13 protein-coding genes are annotated in these 16,682 nt (G+C 44.4%); 10 read left to right on the top strand and 3 right to left on the bottom strand.

What is annotated here, in order from left to right; genetic code table 11:
• Window positions 1-11 precede the first annotated feature (11 nt).
• The 5 genes from MWG72_RS05175 (at window position 12) to MWG72_RS05195 (ending at window position 7,242) form a co-directional block, all read left to right on the top strand.
• A complete protein-coding gene (locus MWG72_RS05175) occupies window positions 12-992 on the top strand; it encodes an NAD(P)H-dependent flavin oxidoreductase (protein ID WP_247143367.1) in 981 nt (326 codons plus the stop codon).
• A 211-nt stretch (window positions 993-1,203) separates the two neighbouring features.
• Window positions 1,204-3,006, top strand: a complete 1,803-nt coding sequence (locus MWG72_RS05180) for an acyl-CoA dehydrogenase C-terminal domain-containing protein (protein ID WP_004280299.1) — start codon at window positions 1,204-1,206, stop codon at window positions 3,004-3,006.
• A gap of 128 nt (window positions 3,007-3,134) precedes the next feature.
• Window positions 3,135-3,974, top strand: a complete 840-nt coding sequence (locus tag MWG72_RS05185; RefSeq protein WP_247143368.1) for an alpha/beta fold hydrolase — start codon at window positions 3,135-3,137, stop codon at window positions 3,972-3,974.
• 12 nt (window positions 3,975-3,986) lie between these two features.
• On the top strand, window positions 3,987-5,483 hold the full coding sequence (locus MWG72_RS05190; RefSeq protein ID WP_247143369.1) for a flavin-containing monooxygenase: 1,497 nt from the start codon (window positions 3,987-3,989) through the stop codon (window positions 5,481-5,483).
• Window positions 5,484-5,559: 76 nt separating this feature from the next.
• Window positions 5,560-7,242, top strand: a complete 1,683-nt coding sequence (locus MWG72_RS05195) for an AMP-binding protein (protein ID WP_247143370.1) — start codon at window positions 5,560-5,562, stop codon at window positions 7,240-7,242.
• 70 nt (window positions 7,243-7,312) lie between these two features.
• On the opposite strand, the gene MWG72_RS05200 is transcribed toward MWG72_RS05195, so the two are convergent.
• A complete protein-coding gene (locus MWG72_RS05200; RefSeq protein WP_247143371.1) occupies window positions 7,313-8,536 on the bottom strand; it encodes a CaiB/BaiF CoA transferase family protein in 1,224 nt (407 codons plus the stop codon).
• A 356-nt stretch (window positions 8,537-8,892) separates the two neighbouring features.
• Here MWG72_RS05200 and MWG72_RS05205 point away from each other — a divergent pair, with 356 nt between their 5' ends.
• Window positions 8,893-10,164: an MFS transporter gene (locus tag MWG72_RS05205; protein ID WP_247143372.1), complete on the top strand. Its 1,272-nt coding sequence runs from the start codon at window positions 8,893-8,895 to the stop codon at window positions 10,162-10,164.
• A gap of 75 nt (window positions 10,165-10,239) precedes the next feature.
• Here the strand turns inward: MWG72_RS05205 and MWG72_RS05210 are convergent, their stop codons facing one another.
• A complete protein-coding gene (locus MWG72_RS05210; protein ID WP_247143373.1) occupies window positions 10,240-10,731 on the bottom strand; it encodes a MarR family winged helix-turn-helix transcriptional regulator in 492 nt (163 codons plus the stop codon).
• A gap of 503 nt (window positions 10,732-11,234) precedes the next feature.
• Here MWG72_RS05210 and MWG72_RS05215 point away from each other — a divergent pair.
• The 4 genes from MWG72_RS05215 to aliA all read left to right on the top strand — a co-directional run bounded on the left by MWG72_RS05215 (window position 11,235) and on the right by aliA (window position 15,749).
• Window positions 11,235-11,999 carry a glucose 1-dehydrogenase gene (locus MWG72_RS05215; protein WP_247143374.1) on the top strand — a complete coding sequence of 255 codons (765 nt, stop codon included), beginning with the start codon at window positions 11,235-11,237 and terminating at the stop codon, window positions 11,997-11,999.
• Window positions 12,000-12,074: 75 nt separating this feature from the next.
• Window positions 12,075-12,857, top strand: coding sequence for a 2-ketocyclohexanecarboxyl-CoA hydrolase (gene badI, locus MWG72_RS05220; RefSeq protein ID WP_247143375.1), 783 nt, complete (start codon window positions 12,075-12,077; stop codon window positions 12,855-12,857).
• Between the two features lie 12 nt (window positions 12,858-12,869).
• Window positions 12,870-14,027, top strand: a complete 1,158-nt coding sequence (gene aliB, locus MWG72_RS05225) for a cyclohexanecarboxyl-CoA dehydrogenase (protein WP_247143376.1) — start codon at window positions 12,870-12,872, stop codon at window positions 14,025-14,027.
• A gap of 54 nt (window positions 14,028-14,081) precedes the next feature.
• Complete coding sequence (gene aliA, locus MWG72_RS05230; RefSeq protein WP_247143377.1) at window positions 14,082-15,749, top strand: cyclohexanecarboxylate-CoA ligase; 1,668 nt, start codon at window positions 14,082-14,084, stop codon at window positions 15,747-15,749.
• 110 nt (window positions 15,750-15,859) lie between these two features.
• Here the strand turns inward: aliA and MWG72_RS05235 are convergent, their stop codons facing one another.
• Window positions 15,860-16,537, bottom strand: coding sequence for a type 1 glutamine amidotransferase domain-containing protein (locus MWG72_RS05235; protein WP_247143378.1), 678 nt, complete (start codon window positions 16,535-16,537; stop codon window positions 15,860-15,862).
• Between the last annotated feature and the right edge of the window lie 145 nt (window positions 16,538-16,682).

Consider the following 16,682-nt stretch of genomic DNA (forward strand, 5'->3'; position numbering starts at 1 on the left):
GGAGAGCATTTATGAAAATTCAGACCCGTATTACCGAGCTTTTAGGCATTCGCTATCCAATTATTCAGGGCGGCATGATGTGGGTCGGTACCGCAGAAATGGCCAGTGCCGTATCTAATGCAGGTGGCTTGGGAACATTAACGGCATTGACTCAACCGACGCCTGAAGCCTTGGTCAAGGAAATTGCACGCTGCCGAGAAATGACCGATCAGCCTTTTGCGGTCAATCTGACTTTATTGCCCGCTGTGAATCCGCCGCCATATGCAGAATACCGACAGGCGATCATTGAAAGCGGTATCAAAATCGTAGAAACAGCAGGCAACAAGCCACATGAACATATTGAGGCGTTTAAGCAACACGGCATTATTGTCATTCATAAATGTACTTCCGTCCGTCATGCGCTTTCAGCACAAAGAATCGGTGCGGATATCATTTCGATTGATGGTTTTGAATGTGCGGGCCATCCGGGTGAAGACGATATTCCTGGCCTGATTTTAATTCCTGCCGCTGCGGATCAGCTCACTGTGCCGATTGTGGCCAGTGGCGGTTTTGCTGATGGTCGTGGTCTGGTCGCAGCTTTGGCTTTGGGTGCCGAAGGCATCAATATGGGTACACGCTTTTGTGCCACTCAGGAAGCCCCGATCCATCCAAACATCAAACAGTTTTATGTCGATAATGATGAAAGGGCGACACATCTTTTGTATCGACAGTTCCGAAATACCGCCCGTGTTGCCAAAAATGCAGTATCTGATCTAGTCGTTAAAATGAGTGAAGATCCAAATCTGCAATTTGAACAGATTCGTCCCTATGTCAGCGGTTTAAAAGGCAAGCTCGCTTTAGAAAATGGCGATGTGGATGCGGGAGTTCTGACTGCAGGTCAAGTGATGGGATTGATTCATGACATTCCGACTTGCCAGACGCTGATTGAAAATATTATGCAGGAGGCAGAGCAGATCGTTCATCAGCGTTTAGCTCAATTTTTTCCACGTTAATCAGCCTTAGTGCAGTCGCTGTATAGAAAAGCCATTCCACCATGAATGGCTTTTTTTCATCCTGTATATTTTTTATTTTTAAATGGGAAATTTCATCGAATGACTAGATTTTATTCTTTAAATTATATTATAGTGGATTTAAAACATAATTTCGTATTATGAAATTAATAGTCATAAATATACAAATTAGAACTCATACAAGGGAATTACGATGAGAAATTATATTGCGCCATTAAAAGACATGAAGTTCGTGCTGAAAGACCTGTTAAACGTTGAACAGAAATATCAGGGCTATGCAAAATTCGCAGACAAGGTTTCTATGGATATTATGGAGCAATATCTGGAAGTCGCTGCGGACTTTTGCCAAAATGAACTTCTACCGATTAATGCGACAGGCGACCAGCAGGGTTGCCGTTTGCAGGATGGCGTCGTAACCACCCCGGATGGGTTTAAAGCAGCTTATGACAAATATGTAGAACTCGGCTTTACCTCATTAACTGGTGACGAAGCATATGGCGGTCAGGGCTTCCCGACCTTATACCGTATTGCCATTTCTGAAATTATTACCGCAACGAACTGGTCTTGGGGCATGTACCCAGGCCTGTCCCATGGTGCCATGCGTACTTTAGAGCACCACGGTAGCGATGAACAGAAACAGAAGTTTCTGGTACCTTTAATTGCAGGCCGCTGGACTGGAACCATGTGCTTGACTGAATCTCATGCCGGTTCTGACCTAGGTTTAATCCGTACCAAAGCAGTGCCAAATGAAGACGGCAGCTATAGCATCAGTGGCGAGAAAATCTTTATCTCAGCCGGTGAACATGATCTGGCTGAAAATATCGTGCATATCGTATTGGCACGTTTGCCAGATGCACCTGCGGGAACCAAAGGTATTTCGCTGTTTATTGTGCCGAAATACAATCTGGATGAAGCTGGTAATGTGGCTTCCCGTAATGGCGTGGTATGTAGCGCTCTTGAACACAAGATGGGCATTCACGGTAACGCGACCTGTGTGCTGAATTTTGATAATGCCAAAGGTTTCCTGATTGGGCCTGAAAATCGCGGCCTAAACTGCATGTTTACCTTTATGAACTCGGCACGTATCGGTACAGCCATTCAAGGCTTGGCAGCAGCAGAGTCTTCTTATCAGGGGGCATTGGCTTATGCCCAAGACCGTCTGGCGATGCGTTCACTTGAAGGTGCGAAAGCGCCAGGCCAACCTGCAGATCCGATTATCGTGCATCCGGCAGTACGTAACATGCTGCTGACTCAAAAGGTGTTTGCAGAAGGTTCACGTGCACTTGCATATTATCTGGCGACCTATGCCGATATCGCTGAAGCCACTGACAGCCCGGAAGAAAAGAAAGCAGCTGAAGACCGTCTAGCATTATTAACCCCTATTGCCAAAGCATTAATGACCGAAACCGGCATAGAAGCGGCTAAACATGGTATGCAGATTTTCGGTGGTCACGGTTATATTGCTGAACATGGCATGGAACAGATTGCCCGTGATGCACGTATTGCCAGCCTCTATGAAGGAACTACTGAAATTCAGTCCATTGACTTGCTGGCGCGTAAAGTGCTGGGCTCAAAATTGGGTTTGCTGACCGCATTAACCGATGAAATTCAGGGCTTTGTAAAAGAGCATCAGCAACATGTCCAGTTCAGCCAGCAAGTTGCACAAGTCAGCCAGTTGACTGAACAATGGCTGAAATTAACCAGAACCATTCAGGAGCAGGCTCAACAGTCTGCCAATGAAATTGGGGCAGCATCAGTTGACTACCTATATTTCTCTGGTTATGTCGTGTCCGCTTATTTGTGGCTGAAAATGGCAATTACTGCGCAGCAGAAAATTGAAGAAGGCAATACTGATCCGTTCTATGCAGCCAAGATCAAAACTGCACAATTCTTCTTTGCGCGTATTTTGCCAAGAACTTCAACCCACTTTGCCAATATTCAGGCGGGCGGTGAAAGCCTGTTTTTACTTGAACCTGAAGAGTTCAAATTCGATTAAACCTTTTGACCCACGATACTCGTGTCGTGGGTCTTTTTTAATAATTTTTGCATCCTCACCCAATTCAAATATTGAGATTTATTCTCGGATATTGAATAAACCATAAAACAACAAGATCAGGAGTCTATATGGATTTAGACATGATTACTCGACAGTGTCCTTATGCTGATCTGCAGCTTAATTTTCATGAAGTCGGACAGCGTTCTGCATTTCCGACTATTATTTTGATTCATGGCACCGGTGGAAATACCGACAAGCATTTCAGCTATATTTTTCCGATGCTGGGTATTCATCAGCGGGTTTTATCCATTGATTTGCATACCCCGAATAAAGCTGATCTAAAGGTGACTGATTTTAGCCAACAGGTTGAAGCATTGATTCAGCATGCAGTTGCAAAAGATGAAATCATTACAGTGGTAGGCTATTCACTCGGTGCCGTGATTGCTGCACAAGTGGCAGCCAGTTTAAAACAGCGCGTAGCGCGTTTGATCTTGTTAGCCGGTTGGGCCAAAACCAGCTCGGTGCAACAACTGCGTACCGTTATCTGGCAACAGTTATTTACTGAACAATCTGCGGCCTTGCCTCATTTTGTGAATTATTGCCTATATAGCGATGACTATCTATCTGCCCGTAGCGAACAGCAGGTACTGGATCTGGCACGTTTTGTTAAACCTTCCCAAGATGCAGCCAAACAGCGTGAACTGAATTATCACATTGATATCACTGCAATCTTGCCAGAAATCTCTGCGGAGACCTTGATCGTGGCCTGTCGTGAAGACCGTATGGTGCCTCTAGCACAAGCAAAACTACTCTTTGCTTCAATTTTGAACAGTCGCTATATCGAAATTTCTTCAGGACATACAATCCATATTGAAGCGCCAGCAGAAGTAGTGCAACTGATCAATCAGTTTAGCCAGCATCCAGAACAATATCCGGCGAATCAAAAAATCCAGCCTTATATGCCTTAAAGGAGATAAATAATGCAAGCTCAAGGACAGCGCAGCAAGATTCTGATTGTAGGCAGCGGTTTTGGCGGTTTGGGCATGGCAATTCGCCTTAAACAGCAGGGCATCCACGATTTTAAAATCATTGAACGTGCAGCAGAAGTGGGCGGCACTTGGCGTGACAATACCTATCCCGGAGTCGCCTGTGATGTACCTTCCCATTTATATTCTTTCTCGTTTATTAAAAATCCCAACTGGTCGCGTGTCTTTCCACAAGGGGTAGAAATTCAGCGCTATTTAATTCAATGCTGTGATCAGGAAAATATCCGGCCCCATATTAATTTTCATACCCAACTGGAAAAAGCCCGCTGGGATGCTAAAGAGCGCATTTGGGAAGTACAAACCTCTAGAGGTCTGTATCAGGCTGAGATCTTAATTACCGCAACCGGGCATCTGGCAGATGAGCATCTCCCGCAAATTCCGGGGCTGGAAGAATTTGAAGGCCAAGTGATGCATTCCGCGCGCTGGAACCACGAGCTGAATCTGGAAAATCAACATGTCGTTGTGGTGGGTTCTGGTGCTTCTGCCATCCAGCTTGTGCCGGAAATTTCCAAAACAGCCAAAAGCCTGACCGTCTTGCAACGTAGTGCGCCATATATTTTGCCCCGACCAGACCGAGCTTATTCTGAGTCAGAAAAACAGCTTTTCCGCAAAGATCCGGACAGTATGTCGGCCCTCAGACATTCCTTGTTCTGGGGCAATGAATACAATTTTGCCCAGCGCCGTAATCTGAAAAGCCAGATTGAGCGGGTCAAGAAAAACTGCCTGCAATTCTTAAAACATCAGATTTCAGATCCTGAATTACAGCGCAAACTTACGCCGAATTATGAACCTGGTTGTAAGCGCTTATTGCTTTCTAATGATTATTATCCGACTTTTCTAAAACCAAATGTCACACTTGAAGACTCAGCATTGGCAGAAGTTACGAAAGACGGTGTATTCAGTCAGGCTGGAAATAGATTTTTTGCAGATATCATCGTATTTGCCACCGGATTTGAAGCGGCGCGTCCACCCTATGCCGCAAAGGTAGTCGGTAAACAGGGTTTAAGTCTGGAACAGCAATGGTCCAGCGGTATGCAGGGTTATCAGTCAACGACCGTACACAACTTTCCAAACCTGTTTATCCTGAATGGGCCAAATACAGGCAGTGGGCATAATTCAGCGCTTTACTTTCTGGAAACCCAGTTTGATCTGGTGCTGGATGCCTTGCAATTTTTTGAGCAGGAACAGATTCAGGTTTTCGAAGCGGATCAGAGCGCTGAAAATAGCTATATGCAAGAGCTACAGCAACTTTCCCAAGGTAGTGTCTGGTTATCGGAAAGCTGTAAAAGCTGGTATCTGGACCCGGTCAGTCGTAAGCTGACTTTGGTCTGGCCCGATTATGCTCATTCATTTAGGGATAAAAATCAGCATTTTATTCGTAGCGGTTATCACTATCAGTATGTTGAATCGAGACCGCAGAAAGTGGTTTAAAAATATTTAATTAAAATCAAAATTTTATAGTTTCAACAATACAAAATAAATGTAAATCCAGGACAGGAGTATAGTCATGAGCAGTCAGCCATGGATGGAAGAATATAAAAAGTGGAATATCAATCCGGAGTTTACCCGGCCAGATCCTGAGAAAACCCTGAGCACGACAATTGCTGAGAATTTGGTGAAATTTCAGGATAAAACCGCCTTTATCTATCTGGATCGCAAATTCAGCTATCACGATATCGATGTGTATAGCCAGAAACTGGCAAGCTATTTACAGAGTCTTGGGCTGACTGCTGGCAGCCGTATTGCGGTGATGCTGCCTAATATTATTCAATATCCAATTGCTACTTTTGCCATTATTCGTGCTGGTTATGTGCTGGTCAATGTCAATCCCATGTACACCCAGCGCGAGCTCTATCATCAGCTACAGGATTCAGGTGCAGAAGCCTTGATTATCCTGGGACAGACTTTGGAGCAATTAACAGCACTAGATGAATGTCCTGAACTCAAATATGTCATTTCGACGCATCCGCTGGATTTTATTCAAGAGCAGCCAAGTGCTATTTATAGTCAGGCAGCACAATATCCAGATAAACAGTTTTCTGACTTTAGACAGGCAATAAATCAGGTAAAGATTATTGATTTTGAACCGCCTGTACAGCATCAGGAAGATACGGTCATTCTGCAATACACGGGAGGAACCACAGGTGTTTCTAAAGGCGCAGAACTAAGCCATCGCAATATTTTATTTAATATCGCCCAGAACAGTACCGTGTTTATCAGCCATTTTGGTGACCGCTATGCCGCTGAAAATGAATATGTATTCTGTGCCTTGCCGCTGTATCACATTTATGGATTTACCATCTGCCTGTTCAGTTATGGTTTAAGCCGTGGTTTCGCCAATGTCCTGATTCCCAATCCGAGAGATCTGGATGCTTTGGTGGATCAATACCAGAAACATCCACCCACTGTTTTCCCCGGGGTGAATACTATGTTTAATGCCTTGGCGCATCATCCACGTTTCCGTGAGCTGGATCATTCAAGCCTGAAAACCACAACCGGCGGAGGAGCATCTATTCTGAAAAATACGGCAGAGTTATGGCATGAGGTCACAGGCTGTCAGATTTATGAAGGCTACGGACTTTCTGAAACCTCACCAACTGCAACTTTTAACCCGCCTTTAAGCCGGCGATTTAGTGGCACGATTGGCTTGCCATTGGCAGGAACTGAAATTCTGATTCTGAATGATGAAGGAAAACCTGTAGAGCTTAATCAGGCTGGAGAAATCGCCATACGTGGTCCACAGGTGATGAAAGGATACTGGCAGCAACCCGAAGCTACGGCACAGGTATTTACCAAAGATGGTTACTTCCTGACAGGTGATATCGGCTGCATGAACGAGCAGGGCTATATCACCATTCTGGACCGCAAAAAAGACATGATTCTGGTGTCCGGATTTAATGTTTATCCCAATGAACTGGAAGGCGTACTGTCCAAACATCCTAAAATACTGGAATGTGCAGTGATTGGTATTGATGATGAAAAATCTGGACAGGTACCCAAGGCATTTATTGTGAAACAGGATGAAACTCTAACCCAAGATGAAATCATGACTTATCTGAAGCAGCAACTGACCAGTTATAAATTGCCGAAATACATTGAATTTGTGTCCGAACTACCAAAGTCTGCAGTAGGCAAAATTCTGCGTCGTGAACTGCCTCGTACTGTTCAGCCCAGCGCTAAGGCCTGTTAAGGAATGATCTAATCCATTATCTTTAAAATAAAAAAGGAATCGCAAGATTCCTTTTTTACTGCTTGCAGGCTTATCGCTGCTGGATAACTTTTTTGCTTTTCAGTTCTTCCATTTCAGCAGAACTTAAATATTGACTCAAAATGGCATCGGTATCTTCACCCAGACAAGGGGGTGCCTTTTTATATTCTACCGGTGTCTTGGAGAGTTTGATCGGTGAACCGATTGAGGTGTAATCTTCACGTAAAGTATGCGGCATCTGAATCACCATATCGCGTGCCAATACCTGTTCTTCTTGCAAAGTCTGTTTCAGGTCATTGATCATTCCTACCGGCACTTTAACCGCATGGATTAAATCCACCCAGGTTTTTGCCGGTCTAGTATAGAAATGAGCCTGTAGAACTGTGGTCAATTCTTCACGATGTGTAACACGTCCAGAATTTTTTAAGAAGCGAGGATCTTCTGCCACCTTAGCCAGACCAACGGCCTGACACAAAGCTTGAAATTGCAGATCATTACCACAGGCAATAATAAATTCACCTTCCTGGGCTTTGAACACCTGATAGGGCACAATATTGGCATGCGCGTTTCCGAAGCGACCGGGTACTTTGCCTGAGGTGAGATAATTCATGGCCAGAACAGAGAGGGAAGCAACCTGGGTATCCAGCAGCGCCATATCAATATACTGACCTTCACCGGTTTTCTCACGGGACAACAAAGCCGCCTGAATGGCAATTGCGGCATATAAGCCGGTGGTCAAATCGGCAAAGGCCAGACCCGCTTTTTGTGGGCCACCACCGGGCAGGTCATCACGTTCGCCAGTGACACTCATCATGCCACCCATTCCCTGAACGATAAAATCATAGCCCGGCTCTTGCGCACGCGGACCGTTCTGGCCAAAACCGGTAATGGAACAATATACCAGTCGCGGATTTAGCTGGCTCAGACTTTCATAATCCAGCCCATATCGTTTCAACGAACCGGCTTTATAGTTTTCAATGACTACATCACTCTGTTCAGCAAGTTTTTTGATAATACTTTGACCTTCAGGTGTAGATAAATCGATTGCAACCGAATGCTTGCCACGGTTGGCTGACAGGTAATAAGCCGATTCATGGGTATCTTGCTGGTGATTGTTTTTAAGCCAAGGTGGTCCCCAGATACGGGTATCATCCCCATGATCCGGTTTTTCAATCTTGATCACTTCTGCACCCAGATCAGCCAGAATCTGGCTACACCAGGGCCCAGCCAAAATCCGGCTTAAATCCAGTACACGAAATCCTGTTAAGGCACCCATTATTACGCTCCCTGTTCGATCATATTCAAATGACATATCGTTCTTATCCCTCTTTTTAAAGCTATATGAAAATGAAAGAACAATCAACTTTATGATAATAAATTTCGTATAACAAAATAAAACATCTAAAATGATGAATATTCATCTTATTTTCTTTAGCCTGATGCAAATATAAGTATGAACGAAGAACAAGAGGTCACTGATAAAAAGGAAAAAGCGATCTCCCAGACAGGATTAAAAAAGGAGTCAATCAAGTGAATTAAAAACGGATTAGCCTTAAAGCATATTCATTAGCGGAATAGCTTTAAATATAAAAGATCATGAAAACCTAAGGATAGGAAAACAGAGATTTAAATATGACGGATTTAGCGAGAGAATTAGAAAAGATTAAACCTACGACCAAACGAACGCAGCAAATTGCTTTTATTTTCGCCTTTCTGGCTTTACTGGTAGATGGCGCGGACATGTTGCTGCTGTCTTTCAGTTTAAATAGCCTGAAAGCAGAGTTTGGTCTCAGTAATCTGCAGGCCGGTACACTAGGCAGTTTTACCTTAGCAGGTATGGCGATTGGTGGCTTTATGGGTGGCTGGGCCTGTGACCGTCTGGGCCGTGTACGTACCGTAGTCATTTCGATTCTGGTATTTTCCATATTGACCGCAGCCTTAGGCTTTGCACAGAACTTTGAACAATTTGCTGTTTTACGCTTTCTTTCTGCCTTTGGCATAGGCTCTTTATATATTGCAGCCAATACGCTCATGGCTGAATATGTTCCAACTGAATATCGCACCACGGTTTTAGGTACCTTACAGGCAGGATGGACCGTCGGTTATATTGTGGCCACTGTACTGGCAGGCTGTATCATTCCAGAATATGGCTGGCGAACCCTGTTTTTTATTGCCATTATTCCCTCGGTTATGGCGATTTTTATCCAGAAACTGGTTCCTGAGCCAGAATCCTGGCAGCGTGCACGTTTGCAGCGTCTATATGCCCCAGCTGAAATTACAGCACAGCAACCCGCCAAAAAAAGCACAGTCAAAGAGATTTTCGCGGATCCTGCGAATCGCAGAATGTTTATTTTGTGGATCTCTACGGCCGGTTTTCTGCAATTTGGCTACTATGGCGTAAACAACTGGATGCCGGCATATCTGGAATCTGAATTGCACATGAATTTTAAATCCATGGCAGGCTATATGATTGGTACCTATGTAGCCATGATTTTCGGAAAAATTCTGGCGGGCTTTGCTGCAGACCGTCTGGGTAGACGCGCTGTCTTTTCGTTTGGAGCAATTGGAACGGCGATTTTCCTGCCCGTGATTGTGCTATTCAATACGCCAGATAACATTGCCTATCTGCTGATTTTCTTTGGATTCCTGTATGGTATTCCATATGCGATTAATGCCACTTATATGACGGAAAGCTTTGCCACTTCGATTCGTGGTACTGCAGTAGGGGGTGCTTATAATGCAGGTCGTATTGGCGCCATGTTTGCACCTGCGATTATTGGCGCGGCAGCCAGCGGTGGTTCAATTGGTCTAGGCTTCCTGATTATGGGCGGTGCCTATTTCTTGTGTGGCGCAGTGTCCGGGATTTTCATTAAAGACCGTCAATACGATCCACAAAAAGCATAATTTCAACTTCAAAAAAAGAGCCTGAATACAGGCTCTTTTTTTATATTCATCAATTAGAGCTGAATTTCTATTTGTTTATTCCTGATCTGCTTCTTTATGCAGATGAATACTTTTTAAACCATCATTTACTTTATTGAGTAGATGAATCAGGGTAATCACATCATCAAAGGCCAGCTTATTTAAGGCTTGACCATAAAAATCAAAGAAATCAGCTTGCAAGTTGTCCCATGTTTCCAAGCCTTCAGCCGTCAGCGCAACAATTTTAGCGCGGCGGTCCTGTTCGCTAATGACCCGTTCCACCAGTCCATCACGTTCCAGACGTTTTAATACTGCGTCCAGGTTTTGCCGACTCACCCCCAGATATTCCGTCAGATCAGAGAATGACATTCCTGATTTAACTTTTGGACGGGACAAAGCACCCAGCACGGCCCAATGTACTGGAGATATTTTTAACTCATTGAGGCATTTACGGTCCAAACTGTTGCCCACCTGAAACAGCCGGAAAAAAAGCCGGTTATGAGCAGAGTATAAGGATTGATCATATTTTTTTGACAACGTATCACTCACAATATTGGACATCCTCAAAACTGAAATAGCCGAGCCGCGCAGAGTATAGCCTATCGCTTTTTCGCACAAATCAGTTTCTATTATAATTTGTTTTAAAAATCATAGTGTTTTTGCAGAAATTTTCCTATTTAAATTCTGAGTCAATCAGTTTTATGGTTTGGAAATCTCTCTTTTTCTCCTCACTTCCATTGCGCTCACTCGTCAAATATCTAAGGTTTTCTTCCTAATTTTAAAGGAATAAATTATCTGTCATGCAAAAGACATAATTTGGCCCTAGAGTGAAGTCGGATTCAAATTAATCTAAAGCCAAAAAACAATATAGGTCAATACATTGAATAATTAAAAATATTAAGTTAATGATAAATATATAAATAATAATTTATAATTATTATTTTATGTAAATGCATTGACATAAATTCAATCTCTTTCTATTTTAGATAAAACACACCGAATTAAAACAACAGCCGATTAAATTCAACAACAAAATAGCGTAAGGATGAGCAATGAAAGGATTAAAAGACAAGGTTGTGATTGTGACAGGCGGAGCAGGCGGAATTGGTTCAGCCACCTGCCGACGTCTGGCAGAGGAAGGTGCCAAAGTCGCCATTTTTGATATGAATCTGGAAGCGGCTGAAAAGCTGGCAAATAAAATCAATCAATATGGTCAGGCACTGGCAATTCAGTGTGATATTACCCAAATGGACGTGGTTGAGCAGGCGGTTCAAAAAACCAAAACTGAACTCGGTCCAATTGATGGACTGGTCAACAATGCCGGCTGGGATATTTTTAAACCTTTTGTTAAAACCAATCCGCAGGAATGGGAAAAACTGATCCAGATTAATCTGGTCGGTATGCTGAATATGCATTTTGTAGTGCTGAAAGGCATGGTTGAACGCAATTCCGGCAGTATTGTCAATATTGCTTCTGACGCAGCTCGGGTCGGTTCTTCAGGTGAAGCAGTCTATGCGGCCTGTAAAGGCGGCTTGTTATCTTTCTCTAAAACGCTGGCACGTGAACACTCACGTCACAACATCAAAATAAACGTGATTTGCCCGGGACCCACCGATACGGCTTTGCTTGCAGGCGTGACTGAAGGTGCATCAAATCCGGAAAAATTACGTGAAGCCTTTATTCGTGCCATTCCGCTGGGTCGCTTGGGTCAGCCGGATGATTTAGCTTCTGCCATTGCCTTTTTCTTGAGTGATGACGCCAGCTTTATTACCGGGCAGGTACTCAGTGTTTCTGGCGGTTTAACCATGAACGGTTAAACGGACATCATCATTAAATCTCATAATAAACACAGTTCAATCAGATAGATAAAAACAGTACAGGATGTAAAGAAAATGAATTTTGAAGATATCTTATATGAAGTTAAAAACGGTGTTGCCTGGATCACGATTAACCGTCCGGAAAAAATGAATGCTTTCCGTGGTACCACCTGTGACGAGCTGATCAAGGCATTAAATAAAGCAGGTTATGACCGTAACGTGGGCGCAATTGTGCTGGCAGGCGCGGGTGAGAAAGCCTTCTGTACAGGTGGTGACCAGTCGGCGCACGACGGCAATTATGATGGCCGTGGAACGATTGGCTTACCGATGGAAGAATTACATACCGCCATTCGTGATGTACCCAAACCGGTAATTGCACGCGTACAAGGCTATGCCATTGGTGGTGGCAATGTGCTGGCAACCATTTGTGACCTGACCATCTGTTCAGACAAAGCCATTTTTGGCCAGGTTGGTCCAAAAATGGGATCGGTTGATCCGGGCTATGGCACGGCATTTTTAGCGCGTGTGGTAGGTGAAAAGAAAGCCCGTGAAATCTGGTATATGTGCCGTCGTTATTCTGGTCAGGAAGCTGTAGAAATAGGTTTGGCGAATAAATGCGTACCGGCCGATCAACTGGATGCCGAAGTGCAGGCCTGGGCTGAAGAAATCTGTCAGCGTAGTCCGACTGCCATAGCAATTGCCAAACGTAGTTTCAATATGGATACCGCACATCAGGCGGGTATTGCTGGCATGGGCATGTATGCGCTGAAACTTTATTACGATACTGAGGAGTCTCGTGAGGGAGTCAATGCACTGAAAGAAAAACGTCAGCCTGAATTCCGTAAGTATGCCAAATAAGGAGACTGCTCCATGAAAAAGAATCCTTATATCACTGAAGAACTCGAGTTTTTGGCAGAAACAGCAGAAAAATTTGCCCAGAAATATATTGCTCCCGGCTTTCTGGAACGTGACCAAAGCCGAGTCTTTGACCGTGATCTGGTCAAAAAGATGGGTGAAATGGGCTTTATTGCACCTGAACTGCCGGAACAATACGGCGGTCAGGGCATGGGCCGACTGGCTGCCGGAATTATCCATGAAGCGATTGCCAAGGCAGATTTAAGTTTCTCCTATATCAACCTGCTTGCTTCCCTAAATGGGCAGATTCTGGCCGAACATGGTCAGCCTGAAGTAGTTGAGCCTTGGTTGAAAAAACTCACTGCAGGCGAGGCTATCTTTTCAATTGCCTTGACCGAGCCGCGTGGTGGTTCAGATGCAGCGAATTTACGTTTAAAGATTGAACGTGATGGCGATGAATATGTCATTAATGGCGAAAAGACCTCAATTTCTGCGGCCGATCAGGCAGATGCTTCGGTGGTTTTCGGTCGTACTGGTGCCAATGAAGATGGTGCGCATGGCGTGACAGCGCTCTTGGTTCCGATGAATTTACCGGGCATCAGTACCACGCGATTTGATTGTCATGGTCAGCGTGCGATCGGTCGCGGTTCAATCTTTTTTGACAATGTTCGCGTACCCGTCAATCACCGTCTAGGGGATGAAAACAAAGGTTTTGTGCAGGTGATGCAGGGCTTTGATTTTTCTCGTGCTCTGATCGGTTTACAGGTTTTGGCCGTTGCCCGGGTGAGTCTGGATGAAGCTTGGGAATATGCCGCGCAACGCGAAGCTTTTGGTCAGCCATTGACTGCATTTCAGGGAGTTTCACATCCACTCGCGGAATACGAAACCCAGGTTGAGGCTGCACGCTTACTTTGCCTGCAAACCTTGTGGCTCAAGGACAATCATCTGCCACATACCTCTGAAGCAGGCATGTGTAAATGGTGGGGGCCAAAACTGGCCTATGATGTAATTCATCAATGTCTGTTGACTTTTGGCCATGCCGGTTACGACCGTGGTGTGATGGAACAGCGTATGAGGGATGTACTCGGTTTCCAGATTGGTGATGGAACAGCCCAGATTATGAAAACCATTATTGCGCGGCACAAAGCAGGACGTAAGGCTGTTCCGGCTTAAGGAAAATAAGCCCAAACCTGAATATGATAATTATAAAGAATGAGGAGTAAGCGAATGGATTTCGATGCGGTTCTGATCCCGGCCAGAAAACAGGCCATGCTCAAACAGGGATACTGGTTAAATCAAACGATTCTTGATTTTTTACGTAGTGCCGTAGAAAAGAATCCGGACAAAACAGCTTTAGTAAGCGTTAAAGTCGAGAATCAAACTGAACAGACTTTCAGCTATCAGCAGCTTTGGGACATGACCAATAAAATTGCACTGGGCTTGAGACAACTCGGTGTTGAAAAAAATGATGTGGTGTCTTGCCAGTTACCGAACTGGTGGGAGTTTACCTTGTTATATCTGGCTTGTAGCCGTATCGGTGCAGTACTCAATCCGCTTATGCCGATCTTCCGTGAACGTGAACTGGAATTCATGCTCAAGCATGGTGAATCCAAAGTTTTTGTTGTACCTAAAACGTTCCGCAATTTTAATCATGAACAGTTGGCCAATCAGCTGCAAAACAAGCTGGATACCCTGCAACATGTGATTGTGGTCAATGGTGCAGGTGAAAATAATTTTGATCGTCTGTTACTTAATCATGGACTGGAACAGGATCTCTTAGCTCTTGCTGAACTGGATAGCTTGGAATCTGGCCCGGATGACATTACCCAGCTGATTTTTACCTCAGGCACGACCGGTGAACCGAAAGGAGTGATGCATACTGCCAACACCTTATTTTCTAATATTGTCCCTTATGCCGAGCGTTTGCATTTAACCGAAAGTGATGTAGTGTTAATGGCGTCACCAATGGCGCACCAGACCGGTTTTATGTATGGCCTGATGATGCCAATTCAGCTGAATACCAAAGTGGTGTTACAGGATGTCTGGGACGTAGCCAAAGCCGTAGATCTGATTCATCAGCATCAGGTGAATTTCACCATGGCTTCGACTCCATTCCTGAATGACCTGTCCAATACCGTGGCGGAACAGCATGACAAGGTTGATTCACTGAAAATTTTCCTGTGTGCCGGCGCACCCATTCCAGGTCCATTGGTGCAAAAAGCCCGGGAAATTCTGGGTGTTAAAGTCATATCAGCCTGGGGTATGACTGAATGTGGTGCGGTGACGCTAACCCGACCTGAAGATGAAGATGAGCGCTCTTTCAATACTGATGGCATCGCTTTACCAGGCGTGGAAATCAAGATCGTGGATAAAAAAGGTCAGACCAAAGCCGTGAATGAATCCGGTCGTTTGATGATCCGCACCTGTTCAAATTTTGGCGGTTATTTAAAACGTCCACATTTGAACGATACAGATACTGAAGGCTGGTTTGATACTGGCGATATTGCCTATCAGGATGAGCAGGGTTACATCCGGATTTGCGGACGTAAGAAGGATGTGATTATTCGTGGTGGAGAAAATATTCCGGTCGCGGAAATTGAATCACTACTTTATAAGCATCCGAATATCGCCACAGTAGCTTTAGTGGCTTATGCAGATGAGCGAATGGGCGAGCGTTCCTGTGCAATCATCAAGCTGAAAGATCAGACAAAGCCGTTAAGTTTTAATGAGCTGGTAGATTTCCTGAAAACTCATAATCTGGCTATGCAGTATCTTCCGGAACGCCTGGAAATTTGGGAGGATATTCCGATGACGCCATCGGGAAAAATCCAGAAATTTAAACTCAGAGAATTACTGGCTCAGCATATTGCCTCAACGGCAGTTGAAGCGAACTAAATCTGGGAATAAATAGATAAATTAAACCCTGAATAATCTTGCATCATTCAGGGTTTTTCTTATTCAAAAAGAAGCGATCTAAAAGATTAATACGAATTTTAGATTAACTTCTATTTTAATAATTTTAATAAAGCTTCTGCGGTTGCAGCAGAAGAGGCCGGATTTTGCCCGGTAATCAGTAAACCATCTTGCTGTACATGCACCTGCCAATCCTCAGCTTTGGAATATTTCCCGCCTTTTTCTTTCAGCATGTCTTCCACTAAAAATGGCACAATATCGGTTAGGCCTACGCCGTTTTCTTCGGTATTAGTAAAACCGGTGACTGTCTTGCCCTCTACAATAGAATGGCCTTCGGCATCTTTCACATCACGCAGGACACCCGGAGCATGACAGACCAGCGCAACAGGTTTATCTGCCTGCAAGGTTTGCTCAATTAAAGAAATGGAATTCTGGTCTTTGGCCAGATCCCATAGTGGTCCATGACCACCTGGATAGAACACGGCATCAAAATCCTGATTGAGAACTTCACTCAGTTTATGTGTATTGGCAAGAGCCTGCATGGCCACCTCATCTACTTCAAAGCGTTTGGTGGTTTCGGTTTGCGCATCCGGCTCATTACTTTTTGGATCTAATGGTGGCTGACCACCTGCAGGAGAAGCCAAAACTACCTCTGCGCCTGCATCGACAAAGGTGTAATAAGGCGCAGCTAGCTCTTCCAACCAGAAGCCAGTTTTTTTGCCAGTATCGCCCAGCTGGTCATGTGAAGTCAGTACCATCAAGATTTTCATATTATTTTCCTGTAGCTCATTAAAAAACATCGCGAATGATCGACTGTTAATTTAACAAGTCATGAGCGTCAGGAATGTTGTGATACGTTCATTTGCTGTATCGATACGTTGTTGTTTCAGTTGATTTAACTAAAGTACGTAGCCT

This window comes from Acinetobacter lwoffii, from assembly GCF_022967985.1.
GTDB lineage: Bacteria > Pseudomonadota > Gammaproteobacteria > Pseudomonadales > Moraxellaceae > Acinetobacter.

Coding starts and splice junctions, on each gene's coding strand:
- MWG72_RS05175 (WP_247143367.1), top strand. CDS start 12: ATGAAAATTCAGACCCGTATTACCGAGCTTTTAGGCATTCGCTATCCA.
- MWG72_RS05180 (WP_004280299.1), top strand. CDS start 1,204: ATGAGAAATTATATTGCGCCATTAAAAGACATGAAGTTCGTGCTGAAA.
- MWG72_RS05185 (WP_247143368.1), top strand. CDS start 3,135: ATGGATTTAGACATGATTACTCGACAGTGTCCTTATGCTGATCTGCAG.
- MWG72_RS05190 (WP_247143369.1), top strand. CDS start 3,987: ATGCAAGCTCAAGGACAGCGCAGCAAGATTCTGATTGTAGGCAGCGGT.
- MWG72_RS05195 (WP_247143370.1), top strand. CDS start 5,560: ATGAGCAGTCAGCCATGGATGGAAGAATATAAAAAGTGGAATATCAAT.
- MWG72_RS05200 (WP_247143371.1), bottom strand. CDS start 8,536: ATGGGTGCCTTAACAGGATTTCGTGTACTGGATTTAAGCCGGATTTTG.
- MWG72_RS05205 (WP_247143372.1), top strand. CDS start 8,893: ATGACGGATTTAGCGAGAGAATTAGAAAAGATTAAACCTACGACCAAA.
- MWG72_RS05215 (WP_247143374.1), top strand. CDS start 11,235: ATGAAAGGATTAAAAGACAAGGTTGTGATTGTGACAGGCGGAGCAGGC.
- badI (WP_247143375.1), top strand. CDS start 12,075: ATGAATTTTGAAGATATCTTATATGAAGTTAAAAACGGTGTTGCCTGG.
- aliB (WP_247143376.1), top strand. CDS start 12,870: ATGAAAAAGAATCCTTATATCACTGAAGAACTCGAGTTTTTGGCAGAA.
- aliA (WP_247143377.1), top strand. CDS start 14,082: ATGGATTTCGATGCGGTTCTGATCCCGGCCAGAAAACAGGCCATGCTC.
- MWG72_RS05235 (WP_247143378.1), bottom strand. CDS start 16,537: ATGAAAATCTTGATGGTACTGACTTCACATGACCAGCTGGGCGATACT.